The following is a 14,065-nucleotide window of genomic DNA, read 5'->3' as shown; positions in this document are numbered from 1 at the left end:
CATGGCGATCGACACCACCACCTCCACCTCGACCACCTCCGCACGCGAACCGCTCGACAACCCCCGGCTGTCGACGCGCGACAAACTCGTCCTCTTCGTGCTGTGCGCGGCCCAGTTCATGGTCGCGCTGGACTTCTCCGTCCTGAACGTGGCGCTGCCCGTCCTCGGCGACGACCTGGGAATGAGCCGCTCCGCCCTTCAGTGGGCGGTCACCGCGTTCGCCCTGCCGTCCGGTGGCTTCCTGCTCCTGTTCGGCCGGATCGGCGACCTCTACGGGCGCCGCAAGCTGTTCCTGGCCGGCCTGGCCCTGTTCGGCGCCGCCTCGCTGCTCGCGACGTTCGCCTGGGACCCGGCCTCGTTCCTGGCGGGCCGCGCCCTTCAGGGCCTCGGCGCGGCGGCGATCGTGCCGACCGGGATGTCGCTGCTCACCACCACCTTCCCGGAGGGCCCGGCCCGCGACCGCGCCCTCGGTATCTCCGGCACGCTGCTGTCGCTGGGCTTCACGGTCGGCATGGTCGCGGGCGGCGTCCTCACCGACGCCCTCGGCTGGCGCTCCACGATGGGCCTGCTCTCGGTCTTCGCGCTGATCGTGCTCCCGCTCGCCCCCGGTCTGCTGCCCGAGTCCCGCACCCCGGACCGCCCGCGCCTGGACGTCCCCGGCGCGATCACCGTCACCGGCGGCCTGCTCTCCCTGATCTACGCCCTGTCCACGGCCGCCGACCACGGCTTCGGCCGTGCGGACGTCATCACGACGCTGGTCGTCGGCGCCCTTCTGCTGACGGCGTTCGCCTTCGTCGAGTCCCGCACCGCGCAGCCCCTGGTCTCGCTGCCCATGCTGCGCCGCCGCACGGTGGCGTGGGGCAACCTGGGCGGCCTGGTCACCTTCTCGATGATGTCGACGGTGATCTTCGTGCTGACGCTCTACCTCCAGGAGGTCCTGCGTCTGTCCGCCTTCGAGACCGGTCTGGTCTTCGGCTTCCAGGGTGTCCTGTCGGCGGTGGCGGGCACGTACGCCCCCAAGGTCATCGGCCGCTTCGGCGCCCGCCGCACGCTGGTCGGCTCGCTCGCCGGGCAGGGGGCGCTGATCGCCGCCCTGCTGGGCCTGAACAGCCACGTCTGGTCGGTGTGGCTCGCCACGGCCGCCGTCTCCCTGGCCAGCATGTGCCACCTGGGCGCGATCATCTCCTACGGCCTGACGGTCACCTCGGGCGTCCCGGACGAGGAGCAGGGCCTGGCCACCGGCCTGGTCACCTCCACCCAGCAGGTCGGCATCACCGTGGGCATCCCGATCCTCGGCGTCCTTGCCACCACCTCGACGGACCTGCTGTCGGGCGTGCACACGGTGATCGCGCTGGACGCCGCGATCGTCCTGGCGGCGGCGGTGCTGGTGGCGCTGGGACTGCGCACCCGGCGTGCGGGCGGCTCAGGGGCGGTCGAGTCGGAGGCGGTCGGCGCGCGGTAGGCCGGCGACGACCAGGTCGTACGAGTCCTCGACGAGCTCCCGGACCAGGCGGTCCGGGAGCTCGCCGTCGACCGTGACCGTGTTCCAGTGGCGCTTGTTCATGTGCCAGCCGGGGACGATCAGGCCCTCGTGCTCGCGGCGGAGCCGCACCGCGTCGTCCGGGTCGCACTTGAGGTTGACCTTCAGCGGCCGCGCGTCCAGGGTCGTCAGCGCGAAGAGCTTGCCCTGCACCTTGAAGACCGAGGTCTCCGGGTTGAACGGGAAGTCCTCCACCGCCGCGTTGAACGACAGACAGAAGGTGCGCAGCTCCTGAGGGGTCACTCGGGCTTCTTCTCCTCGTCCTCGGCGCTCTCCGCCGGACCCACGGGCTCCACCAATACCGTCACGATCTTGTTGCGGCGGCCCGCCGCGGCCTCCGCCGTCAGGCGCAGTTCCCGGCCGTCCGGAAGCTCCACCACGGACGACGCCCCGGCGATGGGCACCCGGCCCAGGGCCTTGGCGAGCAGACCGCCGACGGTCTCCACGTCCTCGTCGTCGAACGCCTCGAGCCCGTACAGCTCGCCCAGGTCGCCGATGTCCAGACGGGCGGTGACCCGGTAGCGGTCGTCGCCCAGCTCCTCCACCGGCGGCAGTTCGCGGTCGTACTCGTCGGTGATCTCGCCGACGATCTCCTCGAGGATGTCCTCGATGGTGACGATGCCGGCCGTGCCGCCGTACTCGTCGATGACGACCGCGACGTGGTTGCGCTCCTTCTGCATCTCGCGCAGCAGGTCGCCCGCGTTCTTGGTGTCGGGCACGAAGGCGGCCGGCCGCATGGCGGTGGACACCAGCTCCGACTCGGCGTCCCGGCTGATGTGCGTCTTGCGGACCAGGTCCTTCAGGTACACGATCCCGACGACGTCGTCCTCGCTCTCCCCGGTGACCGGGATGCGCGAGAAACCGGAGCGCAGGGCGAGGGTGAGGGCCTGGCGGATCGTCTTGAAGCGCTCGATGGTGACCAGGTCCGTCCTCGGCACCATCACCTCCCGCACCAGGGTGTCGCCCAGCTCGAACACCGAGTGCACCATGCGGCGCTCCTCGGCCTCGATCAGGGACTCCTTCTCGGCGAGGTCGACGAGGGCGCGCAGCTCCGCCTCGGAGGCGAAGGGGCCGCGGCGGAAGCCCTTGCCAGGGGTGAGCGCGTTGCCGATGAGGATGAGGAGGGACGGGATCGGGCCCATGATCCGGGCCAGCGGCACCAGGACGTACGCCGCCACCGTGGCCGTGTTCAGCGGGTGCTGGCGGCCGATCGTGCGCGGGGAGACGCCGACGGCGACGTACGACACCAGGACCATGACCGCGATCGCCACCAGCAGGGCCTCGGCGGTCCCGCTGAGCTCCTTCAGGCAGGCGTAGGTGACCAGGGCGGCGGCGGCCATCTCGCAGGCGACACGGACCAGCAGCGCCACGTTCAGGTAGCGGGTCGGGTCCGCGGCGACCTGGGCGAGCTTGGCGCTGCCGCGCCGGCCCGCCCTGACGGCCTCCTCGGCGCGGAAGCTGGAGACGCGCGCCAGGCCCGCCTCCGCGCAGGCGGCGAGCCAGGCGACGACGACCAGGGCGATCGCGCCGACGACGATCTGGGGGCTCATGACACGGTGGGGGCCGGGGACGGGCCGGTCAGGCCCCTCTCCGCGCGCCAGCCGTCCACGATGGCGGCCTGCAGACCGAACATCTCGGCCTTCTCGTCCGGTTCCTCGTGGTCGTAGCCCAGCAGGTGCAGCACCCCGTGGACGGTGAGCAACTGCAGCTCCTCGTCCATGGAGTGCTGCGTCGGGGCCTCGGCGCCCTGCTTGGCGGCGACCTCGGGGCACAGCACGATGTCGCCGAGCAGACCCTGCGGGGGCTCGTCGTCGTCCTTGGACGGCGGCCGCAGCTCGTCCATCGGGAAGGACATGACGTCCGTGGGCCCCGGCAGGTCCATCCACTGCACGTGCAGCTGCTCCATGGCGTCGGCGTCCACGACGATCACCGAGAGCTCGGAGAGCGGGTGGATGCGCATCCGCGCGAGCGCGTAGCGGGCGATGTCGAGGATCGCCTGCTCGTCGACCTCGGTTCCGGACTCGTTGTTGACGTCGATCGACATGTGGTGCTCGGTCTCTACTTCCCCTTGTGCCCGGCCTTGCCCCGGCTCTGCCCCTTGTGCGTGCCGTTCTGGGTGCCGTGCCTGCTGTCGTACTGCTCGTACGCGTCGACGATACGGCCGACCAGCTTGTGCCGTACGACATCGTGCGACGACAGCCGGGAGAAGTGGACGTCCTCGACGCCCTCCAGGATCTCCTGGACCTGGCGCAGACCGCTCTTGGTGCCGTCCGGGAGGTCGACCTGGGTGACGTCACCCGTGATCACGATCTTCGAGTCGAAGCCGAGGCGGGTGAGGAACATCTTCATCTGCTCGGGGCTGGTGTTCTGGGCCTCGTCCAGGATGATGAAGGCGTCGTTGAGCGTGCGGCCGCGCATGTACGCGAGGGGGGCGACCTCGATCGTGCCCGCGGCCATCAGCCGGGGGATCGAGTCGGGGTCGAGCATGTCGTGCAGCGCGTCGTACAGCGGGCGCAGGTACGGGTCGATCTTCTCGTAGAGGGTGCCGGGCAGGAAGCCGAGGCGCTCGCCCGCCTCCACCGCCGGACGGGTCAGGATGATGCGGTTGACCTGCTTGGACTGCAGGGCCTGCACCGCCTTCGCCATGGCGAGGTAGGTCTTGCCCGTACCCGCGGGGCCGATGCCGAAGACGATCGTGTGCTTGTCGATCGCGTCCACGTACCGCTTCTGGTTGAGCGTCTTCGGGCGGATGGTGCGGCCGCGCGACGACAGGATGTTCTGCGTCAGCACCTGCGCCGGGGTCTCCGGCGCACCCTCGCCGTTCTCGCCCGCCCGGAGCATGGCGATCGAGCGTTCCACTGCGTCCTCCGTCATCGGCTGCCCGGTGCGGAGCACCAGCATCATCTCGGCGAACAGGCGCTGGATCAGGGCGACCTCCGTCGCCTCGCCGACCGCGCTGATCTCATTGCCCCGGACATGGATGTCGACCCCGGGGAAGGCCGTCTCGATCACGCGCAGCAGGGAGTCGCCGGAACCCAGCACCATCACCATCGGGTGCTGGGCGGGGACGGTGATCTGTGCACTCGCCTGCCCCTGCGCGGGGGTGTGAGCTGTGGGTGTCTGAGTCATGGGCCGGCTCTGTAGGCCTGCGATTCCTCCTCCGTACGGCCGCACGACTGACGGCGGCCTCGCGACTTCAAGAGTACGACGCGGGGCTGACAGACCCGTAGGGCTTTTCGTCGCGGTCTTGCACCGCCGCTCGGGTGACTTCGCCACCCCGGGCCGCCACCCTCGGGCGCGGAGACCCATACCACCTCTTCGCGGAACACACCGCTCCGTATCGCGCCTTTTCATCAATCATGGTTGCGAGGGGTGACAGGGCGATGACTCAGTGCAATGGTGCCGCACATGACCAGTCACGGGGGCCACGGGCCCGTCTTCTGCACCATCGTGCCACCGCACGTCCTCGACAAACTCGCCCGGCACGAGGACACCGCGCTCGCCGCTCCCGCGCGCCGCACCCTGGAGCGCGACGCCCTCGAGCGCACCCGCCGCCGGCTGACCACGGTCATCGGCGCACCCGCGGCGACCCCGCCCCAGGACACCGTCGGCCGGCCGCACCGCACCGTCTACGACGCCGGGCACCACCAGACGCTGCCCGGGAAGGAGGTCCGCGGCGAGGGCGACGAGCCCGGCAAGGACGCCACCGTCAACCGCGCCTACACGGGCCTCGGCGCCACCTTCGAGCTGTACCGGACGGCGTACGGCCGCGACTCCGTCGACGGCAAGGGCCTCCCGCTGGACGCCAGCGTGCACTTCGGCGAGGACTACGACAACGCCTTCTGGAACGGCGAGCAGATGGTGTTCGGCGACGGCGACGGCAGGATCTTCCTCGACTTCACCCTCCCGGTGGACGTCATCGGGCACGAACTCACCCACGGCGTCACCCAGTACACGGCCAACCTGGTCTACTTCGGCCAGTCGGGTGCCCTCAACGAGTCCGTCTCGGACGTCTTCGGCTCGCTGATCAAGCAGTACACCCTCGGCCAGACCGCCGACCAGGCCGACTGGCTGATCGGCGCCGGACTCCTCGCCCCGCAGGTGAACGGCACGGCGCTGCGCTCCATGAAGGCGCCGGGCACCGCGTACGACGATCCGGCGCTCGGCAAGGACCCGCAGCCCGCGACCATGGCCGGGTATGTGAGGACCAGCCAGGACAACGGCGGCGTGCACATCAACTCCGGCATCCCCAACCACGCCTTCTACCTGGTCGCCGGCGCGCTCGGCGGACACGCCTGGGAGCGGGCCGGGCAGATCTGGTACGACGTGCTCACCGGCGGCGAACTGCAACAGGACGCGACCTTCGCCGACTTCGCGAAGCTGACCGTGACGGCCGCCAAGTCCCGCTACGGCGCCACCGGCCAGGAGCAGGAGGCGGTGCTCAAGGCCTGGGAGGAGGTCGGGGTGCCGACCGCGTAGTTCTGTACTAGACAGACACCCATGCGTATTCACGTCAGGCGCACGGGCGGTTTCGCGGGCGTCGAGCGGCAGGCCGAGGTGGACACCTCGGGGCGACCCGACGCACCCGAGTGGCATGCCCTGGCCGAGCGCGCGCTCGCGGCCGGCCAGGGCGCGCCTCCCGCGGGGGTTCCCGACGGGTTCAGCTACCAGATCACCGTGGACGGCAGGACGGTGTACGCCGCCGATCCCCGGCTGACCGAGGAGCAGCGGCAGTTGGTCTCGCGGGTACTGAAGGAAGGGGCCTGACTGCGGGTACTTGAAGAGAAGAAGGGGCCTGACTGCTTGTTCGCGCCTGCCCGTTGACTTCCGTTACCGGCGGTAAGGATGATCCGCGCATGGCGACAGACGAGCGCAGGGCGACGGACCCGATACCCCAGTTCCCGCCCGGCTTCCTGTGGGGCGTGTCCACCTCGGCCCACCAGATCGAGGGGGCGGCCGACGCGCGCGAGCCCTCGGTGTGGGACGCCTTCACCGCCGAGCCCGGCCGGGTGAAGGACGGCTCGACCGCGGAGGTGGCCTGCGACCACTACCACCGCTACCGCGAGGACGTGGCGCTCCTGGCCGGCCTGGGCGTGGACGCGTACCGCTTCTCCGTTTCCTGGCCGCGGGTGAACACACCCGGCGGCCTCGACTTCTACGACCGCCTGGTCGACGAGCTGTGCGCGGCGGGCGTACGCCCGGTCGTGACCCTCTTCCACTGGGACCTGCCGGTCACGCTGGACTGGCTCCAGCGGGACACGGCGTCGCGATTCGCCGACTACGTGTCGGAGGTGGCCGGCCGTCTCGGCGACCGCGTGCACAAGTGGATCACCCTCAACGAACCCGCCGAGCACACGCTCCTGGGCCATGCGCTCGGGGCGCACGCGCCCGGCAGGCAGCTGATGTTCGACGCCCTGCCGGTGGCCCACCACCAGCTGCTGGCCCACGGCCTGGCCGTACGGGCGCTGCGCGCGGCCGGGGCGAGCGACATCGGGATCGCCAACTCGCACGGCCCGACGTGGCCGGCGTCCGAGAAGCGGGAGGACGTGGAGGCGGCGGAGTTCTACGACGTCCTGCTGAACCGGTTGTTCTCGGACCCGCTGCTGCTCGGCCAGTACCCGGAAGGCATCGGCGAGTTGATGCCGGGCGACGTGCACTCCGACCTGAAGGTGATCGCGGAGCCGGTCGACTGGTACGGGATCAACTACTACGCGCCGACGCGGGTGGGCGCCCCGCAGGGCGCGGAGATCGAGTTCGGCGGCCTGACACTCCCCGCCGGACTGCCCTTCTCCGTCCGGGAGATCGCGGGCCACCCGGTCACCGACTTCGGCTGGCCGGTGGTCCCCGAGGCGCTCACCGAGCTGCTGACCGGCTTCCGCGCGCGCTACGGCGACCGGCTGCCGCCCGTGGTCATCACCGAGAACGGCTGCTCCTACGAGGGCGTCGACGACCAGGAGCGCATCGCCTACCTGGACGGGCACATCCGTGCCCTGCACCGGGCGCTCGAGGCCGGTGTCGACGTACGGGGCTACTTCGTCTGGTCGCTGCTGGACAACTTCGAGTGGGCCGAGGGGTACGCGCGCCGGTTCGGGCTGGTGCACGTGGACTACAAGACGCTGGAGAGGACGCCGAAGGCGTCGTACGGCTGGTTCCGGGACCTACTGCGGGCGCGGGGATGACGACGGCCGACCGGGCCCTGCCCGACGTCGACGCCCTCGCCGAACCCGTCGAACGCGTCGGCCGGGGCTGGACCGCCGCCCTGTCGCTGGCCAACGGGGCGATCTGGGTCGGCTGGTACGGCCCGCTGCAGATCCTGCTGGCCTCCCAGGCGAAGGACTTCGCGCCCGGCTCCGGGATGTCCAAGGAGACGATGCTGGCCTGGGTGACGGGCGCGGGCGCGGCGGTGTCGCTGGTGGCGAACCCGTTCTTCGGCGCCCTGTCGGACCGGACGACGGCGCGCCGGGGCCGCCGTACACCGTGGATCGTGGCCGGCACCGCGGGCGGCGCGGTGTCGCTGCTGCTGCTCGCGGCCGCGGGCGGTCCCTGGACCATGGCGCTCGGCTGGTGCCTGGTGCAGCTGACCCTGAACGCGGCGTTCGCGGCGGTGACGGCGGCGGTGCCGGACCGGGTGCCCCGGCCGCAGCGGGGTTCGGTGGGCGGCTGGCTGGGGGCGGCTCAGATCCTCGGCGTGGTCGGCGGGACGGGCCTGGCGACGGCGGCCGGGGGCATCGGGGCGGGCTACGCGGCGTGCGCGGTGTTCACGGTGGCGGGCGTCCTGCCGTACGTCCTCGGCCACCGGGATCTGCGGCTGCCGGTGGCGGCCCGTCCGCCCTGGTCCTGGCGGGGCTTCCTGGCCGGCTTCCGGCTGAGCCCGCGCCGCCACCCGGATCTGGGCTGGGCCTGGCTGACCCGCTTCCTGATCAACCTCAGCAACGCCCTGGTCCTGCTGTACCTCCTGTACTACCTCCGGGACCGCGTCCACTACCACGATCCCGACCAGGGCGTCCTGGTCCTCACCGCGGTGAACGGGGTGACGCTGCTGGCCACGGTGGTGGTCGGCGGGGTCTGGTCGGACCGGGTGGGTCGCCGCAAGCCGTTCGTGATCTGGTCGGGGGTGCTGATGGCGGTGGCGACGGCGGCCCTGTCGGCGTGGCAGACCTGGCCGGGGGCGATCGTGGCGGCGGCGGTGCTGGGCGTGGGCTTCGGGGTGTTCACGTCGGTGGACTTCGCCCTGATGACGGACCTCCTGCCGAAGGCCCTGGACCGGGGCAAGGACCTGGGGGTCGTCAATGTCGCCAACGCCCTGCCCCAGGTCGCGGCGCCCGCGCTGGCGGCACCGATCGTCACCTACCTCGGCGGATACCGGGTCCTCTACCTGGTGGCGGCGCTGATCGGGATCGCGGGGGCGGGGCTGGTGGGGCGGATCCGCGGGGTGGACTGACCCCGCCCTCTCGTTTCACGGGCGCCGCCCCGGGTCAGGGGCGCCGCCAGTCGTCACCGGCCATGTGGGAGCCGGCCATCGGGCCCATGCGCAGCATGCCGCCGTCCACGCTCCAGGAGGCGCCGGTGACATAGGAGGCGTCGGGGCCGGCGAGGAAGGCGATCACGGCCGCGACCTCGCGGGCGTCGCCCGGCCGTCCGAGCGGGACCCCGGGGCGGCGCTCGGTGTGCACGTCGGTGTCCTCCTGCCCGGTCATCGGCGTGGCGATCTCGCCGGGTGCCACCGCGTTGACGGTGATGCCGTGCTCGGCCAGTTCCAGGGCCATGACCTGGGTGAGCAGGCCGAGACCGCCCTTGGCCGCGCAGTACGGGGCCGCACCCACGCGCGGCTGGTGTTCGTGCACCGAGGTCACGTTGACGATCCGGCCGCCGTCGCCCTGCCGGATCATCCTCCGCGCCGCGCGCTGGCCGCACAGGAACGGGCCGAGCAGGTCGACGTCCAGGACCTGGCGCACATCGTCCAGGCCCAGGTCCAGGAAGGGGGTCATGGTGCCCGTACCGGCGTTGTTGACCAGGACGTCGATGCGGCCGAGTTCCTCGCACAGGGCGTCGACCCTGTCCGCGGCCTCGGGCAGCCGGGTGAGGTCCACCTGGGCCACGGCGGCCCGCCGCCCCTTGCCGCGGACCTCGTCGGCGGTCTGCTCGGCGCCCTTCCGGTCGCTGTGCCACGTGATGCCGACGTCCATCCCCGCCTCGGCCAGGCGGACGGCGGTGGCGCGGCCGATCCCGGAGTCGGATCCGGTGATCACGGCCACCTTGGACACGGACGGGGTGGGGGCGGACATACGGGCCTCCCGTGGAGTGTGCGGTCCTGGACGAGGGGTCGACGAGGGATCGCAGTACCCGGGGACGTACCGGGCAAACGGTGACTGGAGCGCGCCCGCGCCGGACCGGTCGGCAGCCCGCCGCCGAGCGGCACCAACTCGTGCATGCGGCCCCAGGCGCCGGTGGGTCCGCAGGATCCGTCACCGAGCGGGAACGCAAGGGAAATGTGACTTTAAGAACTCTTTGTCCGAAAGCTGCCCCCGGTCCCGCATACTGATACAGGCCTTCGCATCCGGCGCGCCTCGGCTAGCATGCGGAGCATCATGCGTTTCGGGCTGCTTCTCCTTAGCTGCCGCGGCGAGGGCCTGTAGTCGAGGCCGACTCCCTCCCCGCGGTGCTTGGCGTTGCGTCGTCGGCCGTCCTTCCGGACCCCTTGAGGAGCCCACGCACCATGGCGAACCGCCAGCAGCCCACCTCCATGCCGATCCACAAGTACCGGCCGTACGAGCAGGTCGACATCCCCGACCGCACCTGGCCCGACCAGCGGATCACCAAGGCCCCGCGCTGGCTCTCCACCGACCTGCGCGACGGCAACCAGGCCCTGATCGACCCCATGTCGCCGGTGCGCAAGCGCGCCATGTTCGACCTGCTGGTGAAGATGGGCTACAAGGAGATCGAGATCGGCTTCCCGGCCTCCGGCCAGACCGACTTCGACTTCGTGCGCTCCATCATCGAGGAAGAGGGCGCGATCCCCGAGGACGTGACGATCTCCGTCCTCACCCAGGCCCGCGAGGACCTGATCGAGCGGACCGTGGAGTCCCTGAAGGGCGCGCGGCGCGCCAACGTCCACCTGTACAACGCCACCGCCCCGGTCTTCCGCCGGGTCGTCTTCCGCGGCTCCAAGGACGACATCAAGCAGATCGCCGTCGACGGCACGCGGCTGGTGATGGAGTACGCGGAGAAGCTGCTGGGCCCCGAGACCGAGTTCGGCTACCAGTACAGCCCCGAGATCTTCACCGACACCGAGCTGGACTTCGCCCTGGAGGTCTGCGAGTCGGTCATGGACGTCTGGCAGCCCGGCCCGGACCGCGAGATCATCCTCAACCTGCCCGCCACCGTGGAGCGTTCGACCCCCTCCACGCACGCGGACCGCTTCGAGTGGATGCACCGCAACCTCTCCCGCCGCGAGTTCGTCTGCCTGTCCGTCCACCCGCACAACGACCGCGGCACGGCCGTCGCCGCCGCCGAGCTGGCGGTGATGGCGGGCGCCGACCGCGTCGAGGGCTGCCTGTTCGGCCAGGGCGAGCGCACCGGTAACGTCGACCTGGTCACCCTGGGCATGAACCTCTTCTCCCAGGGCGTCGACCCGCAGATCGACTTCTCCCACATCGACGAGATCCGCCGTACCTGGGAGTACTGCAACCAGATGGAGGTCCACCCGCGCCACCCCTACATCGGGGACCTCGTCTACACGTCCTTCTCCGGCTCCCACCAGGACGCCATCAAGAAGGGCTTCGACGCCATGGAGGCCGACGCGAAGGCCAAGGGCGTCACGGTCGACGACATCGAGTGGGCGGTGCCGTACCTGCCGATCGACCCCAAGGACGTCGGCCGCTCCTACGAGGCGGTCATCCGCGTCAACTCGCAGTCCGGCAAGGGCGGTATCTCCTACGTCCTGAAGAACGACCACAAGCTGGACCTGCCGCGCCGGATGCAGATCGAGTTCTCGAAGATCATCCAGGCGAAGACGGACGCCGAGGGCGGCGAGATCACGCCGAAGGAGATCTGGGACGTCTTCCAGGACGAGTACCTGCCGAACCCGGACAACCCGTGGGGCCGCATCCAGGTCAGGACGGGTCAGACGACCACCGACAAGGACGGCGTCGACACCCTGACGGTCGAGGCCACCGTCGACGGCGAGGACACCGTCCTGACCGGCACCGGCAACGGCCCGATCTCCGCGTTCTTCGACGCCCTGCAGTCCATCGGCATCGACGTACGCCTGCTGGACTACCAGGAGCACACGATGAGCGAGGGCGCCTCCGCGCAGGCCGCCTCGTACATCGAATGCGCGATCGACGGAAAGGTCCTGTGGGGGATCGGCATCGACGCGAATACGACACGTGCCTCGCTGAAGGCGGTCGTCTCCGCGGTCAACCGAGCCGCCCGCTGACCCTCTGACCTCCACGTTCACGGCCCCGTCCGCCTCCCGAGGCGGACGGGGCCGCGTCGTGCACCGGCCATTTCGGCCGAAGATCACGAGGAGGTCTCGTCCGGGGTACTGACTCCGCCTCAACAATGTGGCTAACATCACGCCAGCAGCGGCGATGTTGCCGCGGCGAGGACGGAGGTGCGACGTGCTGCCAGGACGGGGACGCAACGGCCCAGAAGCCCGCAAGGGCCGCATTTCGCAGGTCCTCGGCGTCCGCATCGCGTGGACCACCGTCGGCGACGGCGAGTTCTTCTGCCCCGGCTGCGGGGGCGACCGCAACTACCAGCGCCTCACCGGACGCCGCCGCCTCACCCTCGCCGGCCTGCCGGTCGTGCCGCGCGGGGAGACGGGTCCGGTCGTGGAGTGCGCGGCCTGCGGCCACCACTACGGCACGGACGTCCTCGACCACCCGACCACCACCCGCTTCGCCGCGATGCTCCGCGACGCCGTCCACACCGTGGCCCTGGCGGTCCTCGCCGCGGGCGGCAGCTGCTCCCGTACGTCCCTGGAGACGGCCGCCGCCGCCGTCCGCTCCGCCGGCTTCGACGACTGCACGGCGGACGGGCTCAGCGCCCTGGTCGACGCCGTGGCCGCCGACACCGGCCGGGTCTGCGGCGAACCGGGCGGCGGCGCGAGTCTGGCCATAGAGCTGCACGAGGCCCTGGACCCGCTCGCCCCTCACCTCGCCCCCACCGGCCGCGAGTCGATCCTCCTCCAGGGCGCCCGCATCGCGCTCGCCGACGGCCCCTACACCCCCGCGGAACGTGACGTCCTGGCCACGGTGGGCGCGGCCCTGACGATCTGCTCGCAGGACGTGACCCGCCTGCTCGCGGCGGCCCGCACGGTGTCGTAGTTCCCACGACGGGGCACAGGTCACTCGGTCCGGCTCCGGTGCACCCCTGACCGCCCCGGAGCGAGGCGTCACAGCAGCCCGGCCGCCGCGAGATGCTTCCCGACGCCCTCCCGCTCCTCCTGCGTGAGCGGCACCTGTGGCTCCGCCGTCGCCGGACACGCGATCACCCCGCGCAGATGCAACGCCGCCTTGAACGCCCCCAGCGCCGACGAACTCACGCCCATCCGGGCCGGGTCCCCGACGCCGACCATGCCGTACAGCGCGCACAGCCGCTCCTGTTCCGCCCGCGCCGCCTCCCAGTCGCCCGCGCGGCACAGCCGGTCCAGACGGACATAGCCCTCCGGGTCCACATTGGCCAGCCCGGGCACCGCCCCGTCGGCGCCGAGCGCCAGTGCCGAGTCCACGACCAGCTCCGAACCCGTCAGCGCGCTGAACCCGGTGAGCGCGGGACGTGACCGCACCCCCGTCACGACCGCTCGCAGACCGGCCAGGTCGCCGCTGGAGTCCTTCAGCCCGGCCAGCGTCCCGTCCGCCGCCAGCTCCAGCACCAGCTCAGGGCCGAGCTTCACGTGCACGGAGACCGGGATGTCGTAGGCGACGACCGGCACGGGGGAGCGGTGGGCGACCAGCCGGTAGTGCCGGGCGATCTCCGCGGGGTGCGTCCGCGTGTAGAAGGGCGCCGTCACGACGACCGCGTCCGCGCCCGCCCGTGTCACATACGCCACGTGGTCCAGCACCCGCGGTGTCGTCATGTCGATGGCCCCGGCCAGTACCGGCACCTGCCCCGCGACGTGGGCCACCACCGACTCGACCACGACAGCGCGCTGACGGTCCGTGAGGTGGGCGGCCTCGGCGGACGACCCGAGCACGAACAGGGCGTCCACCCCGCCGTCCAGCAGATGGTCCACCAGCCGCAGCAGCGAGGGCACATCCACCTCGCGGTCCGGTGTCAGAGGGGTGCAGACGGGCGGGATGACACCGGTCAGCGGGGCGGGGAAGGGCATCGGGGCTCCCGGACGTGTTCCTGTTCCCGGCGCTGCGCCGGCCGTGGCGGTGGCCGGGGAGGGCCGGGACGGCCGACGTGTTCGGCTCGGGGACGGCTCGTCCCCTCCCCAGGATGGTGGCAGCGGGAGCGGTGGCCGACGGCCGCCGACGCGCCCGTCCGCTGCCCGCGAAACGGCCGCCCGCGCGGGCC

At 71.4% G+C, this 14,065-nt stretch carries 13 protein-coding genes; 7 read left to right on the top strand and 6 right to left on the bottom strand.

Going from position 1 to position 14,065, the window contains the following annotated elements; all coding sequences use genetic code 11:
- Nucleotide 1 precedes the first annotated feature (1 nt).
- On the top strand, nucleotides 2-1,462 hold the full coding sequence (locus SY2F82_RS02855; protein WP_200417307.1) for an MFS transporter: 1,461 nt from the start codon (nucleotides 2-4) through the stop codon (nucleotides 1,460-1,462).
- Here the strand turns inward: SY2F82_RS02855 and SY2F82_RS02850 are convergent.
- The 4 genes from SY2F82_RS02850 to SY2F82_RS02835 are packed head-to-tail and all read right to left on the bottom strand — an operon-like array spanning nucleotide 1,424 to nucleotide 4,669.
- The gene (locus SY2F82_RS02850) at nucleotides 1,424-1,783 is read right to left on the bottom strand and encodes an MmcQ/YjbR family DNA-binding protein (protein WP_200417306.1); all 360 of its coding nucleotides are present in this window, start codon (nucleotides 1,781-1,783) and stop codon (nucleotides 1,424-1,426) included. The two genes, SY2F82_RS02855 and SY2F82_RS02850, sit on opposite strands and share 39 nt — an antisense overlap.
- Nucleotides 1,780-3,090: a hemolysin family protein gene (locus SY2F82_RS02845; protein ID WP_200417305.1), complete on the bottom strand. Its 1,311-nt coding sequence runs from the start codon at nucleotides 3,088-3,090 to the stop codon at nucleotides 1,780-1,782. Before SY2F82_RS02845 ends, SY2F82_RS02850 begins: the two co-directional genes overlap by 4 nt.
- Nucleotides 3,087-3,584: an rRNA maturation RNase YbeY gene (ybeY, locus tag SY2F82_RS02840; protein ID WP_103838288.1), complete on the bottom strand. Its 498-nt coding sequence runs from the start codon at nucleotides 3,582-3,584 to the stop codon at nucleotides 3,087-3,089. Before ybeY ends, SY2F82_RS02845 begins: the two co-directional genes overlap by 4 nt.
- A 14-nt stretch (nucleotides 3,585-3,598) precedes the next feature.
- The gene (locus SY2F82_RS02835) at nucleotides 3,599-4,669 is read right to left on the bottom strand and encodes a PhoH family protein (protein ID WP_200417304.1); all 1,071 of its coding nucleotides are present in this window, start codon (nucleotides 4,667-4,669) and stop codon (nucleotides 3,599-3,601) included.
- 279 nt (nucleotides 4,670-4,948) lie between these two features.
- Between SY2F82_RS02835 and SY2F82_RS02830 the strand changes: the two genes are divergently transcribed.
- From SY2F82_RS02830 to SY2F82_RS02815, 4 genes are all read left to right on the top strand, one after another.
- The gene (locus SY2F82_RS02830; protein ID WP_200417303.1) at nucleotides 4,949-6,019 is read left to right on the top strand and encodes a M4 family metallopeptidase; all 1,071 of its coding nucleotides are present in this window, start codon (nucleotides 4,949-4,951) and stop codon (nucleotides 6,017-6,019) included.
- Nucleotides 6,020-6,040: 21 nt separating this feature from the next.
- Complete coding sequence (locus SY2F82_RS02825; RefSeq protein WP_200417302.1) at nucleotides 6,041-6,307, top strand: protealysin inhibitor emfourin; 267 nt, start codon at nucleotides 6,041-6,043, stop codon at nucleotides 6,305-6,307.
- 89 nt (nucleotides 6,308-6,396) lie between these two features.
- Nucleotides 6,397-7,719, top strand: coding sequence for a GH1 family beta-glucosidase (locus tag SY2F82_RS02820; RefSeq protein WP_200417301.1), 1,323 nt, complete (start codon nucleotides 6,397-6,399; stop codon nucleotides 7,717-7,719).
- Nucleotides 7,716-8,981 (top strand): MFS transporter, encoded by a 1,266-nt coding sequence (locus SY2F82_RS02815; RefSeq protein ID WP_200417300.1) that lies wholly within the window; start codon nucleotides 7,716-7,718, stop codon nucleotides 8,979-8,981. The genes SY2F82_RS02820 and SY2F82_RS02815 overlap by 4 nt, the downstream gene beginning before the upstream one ends.
- A 34-nt stretch (nucleotides 8,982-9,015) precedes the next feature.
- On the opposite strand, the gene SY2F82_RS02810 is transcribed toward SY2F82_RS02815, so the two are convergent.
- Nucleotides 9,016-9,825 (bottom strand): SDR family oxidoreductase, encoded by an 810-nt coding sequence (locus SY2F82_RS02810; RefSeq protein ID WP_200417299.1) that lies wholly within the window; start codon nucleotides 9,823-9,825, stop codon nucleotides 9,016-9,018.
- A gap of 431 nt (nucleotides 9,826-10,256) precedes the next feature.
- On the opposite strand from SY2F82_RS02810, the gene leuA reads away from it, so the two are divergent.
- Together leuA and SY2F82_RS02800 are read left to right on the top strand one after the other, a co-directional pair.
- Nucleotides 10,257-11,978: a 2-isopropylmalate synthase gene (leuA, locus tag SY2F82_RS02805; protein ID WP_200417298.1), complete on the top strand. Its 1,722-nt coding sequence runs from the start codon at nucleotides 10,257-10,259 to the stop codon at nucleotides 11,976-11,978.
- A 184-nt stretch (nucleotides 11,979-12,162) separates the two neighbouring features.
- Nucleotides 12,163-12,870, top strand: a complete 708-nt coding sequence (locus SY2F82_RS02800; protein ID WP_200417297.1) for a TerB family tellurite resistance protein — start codon at nucleotides 12,163-12,165, stop codon at nucleotides 12,868-12,870.
- A 68-nt stretch (nucleotides 12,871-12,938) separates the two neighbouring features.
- Here the strand turns inward: SY2F82_RS02800 and SY2F82_RS02795 are convergent, their stop codons facing one another.
- Nucleotides 12,939-13,874 carry a dihydrodipicolinate synthase family protein gene (locus SY2F82_RS02795; RefSeq protein WP_200417296.1) on the bottom strand — a complete coding sequence of 312 codons (936 nt, stop codon included), beginning with the start codon at nucleotides 13,872-13,874 and terminating at the stop codon, nucleotides 12,939-12,941.
- Nucleotides 13,875-14,065 lie beyond the last annotated feature (191 nt).

Source organism: Streptomyces sp. Y2F8-2, assembly GCF_014905555.1.
Taxonomy (GTDB): domain Bacteria; phylum Actinomycetota; class Actinomycetes; order Streptomycetales; family Streptomycetaceae; genus Streptomyces; species Streptomyces cynarae.
The sequence above is the reverse complement of the archived record's forward strand: the minus strand, read 5'-3'. Positions and strand labels throughout refer to the sequence as shown.

What these genes read in the sequence shown, in the direction of transcription:
- ybeY (WP_103838288.1), bottom strand. Translation starts at nt 3,584, where the DNA reads ATGTCGATCGACGTCAACAACGAGTCCGGAACCGAGGTCGACGAGCAG.
- SY2F82_RS02830 (WP_200417303.1), top strand. Translation starts at nt 4,949, where the DNA reads ATGACCAGTCACGGGGGCCACGGGCCCGTCTTCTGCACCATCGTGCCA.
- SY2F82_RS02855 (WP_200417307.1), top strand. Translation starts at nt 2, where the DNA reads ATGGCGATCGACACCACCACCTCCACCTCGACCACCTCCGCACGCGAA.
- SY2F82_RS02810 (WP_200417299.1), bottom strand. Translation starts at nt 9,825, where the DNA reads ATGTCCGCCCCCACCCCGTCCGTGTCCAAGGTGGCCGTGATCACCGGA.
- SY2F82_RS02845 (WP_200417305.1), bottom strand. Translation starts at nt 3,090, where the DNA reads ATGAGCCCCCAGATCGTCGTCGGCGCGATCGCCCTGGTCGTCGTCGCC.
- leuA (WP_200417298.1), top strand. Translation starts at nt 10,257, where the DNA reads ATGGCGAACCGCCAGCAGCCCACCTCCATGCCGATCCACAAGTACCGG.
- SY2F82_RS02835 (WP_200417304.1), bottom strand. Translation starts at nt 4,669, where the DNA reads ATGACTCAGACACCCACAGCTCACACCCCCGCGCAGGGGCAGGCGAGT.
- SY2F82_RS02825 (WP_200417302.1), top strand. Translation starts at nt 6,041, where the DNA reads ATGCGTATTCACGTCAGGCGCACGGGCGGTTTCGCGGGCGTCGAGCGG.
- SY2F82_RS02815 (WP_200417300.1), top strand. Translation starts at nt 7,716, where the DNA reads ATGACGACGGCCGACCGGGCCCTGCCCGACGTCGACGCCCTCGCCGAA.
- SY2F82_RS02795 (WP_200417296.1), bottom strand. Translation starts at nt 13,874, where the DNA reads ATGCCCTTCCCCGCCCCGCTGACCGGTGTCATCCCGCCCGTCTGCACC.
- SY2F82_RS02820 (WP_200417301.1), top strand. Translation starts at nt 6,397, where the DNA reads ATGGCGACAGACGAGCGCAGGGCGACGGACCCGATACCCCAGTTCCCG.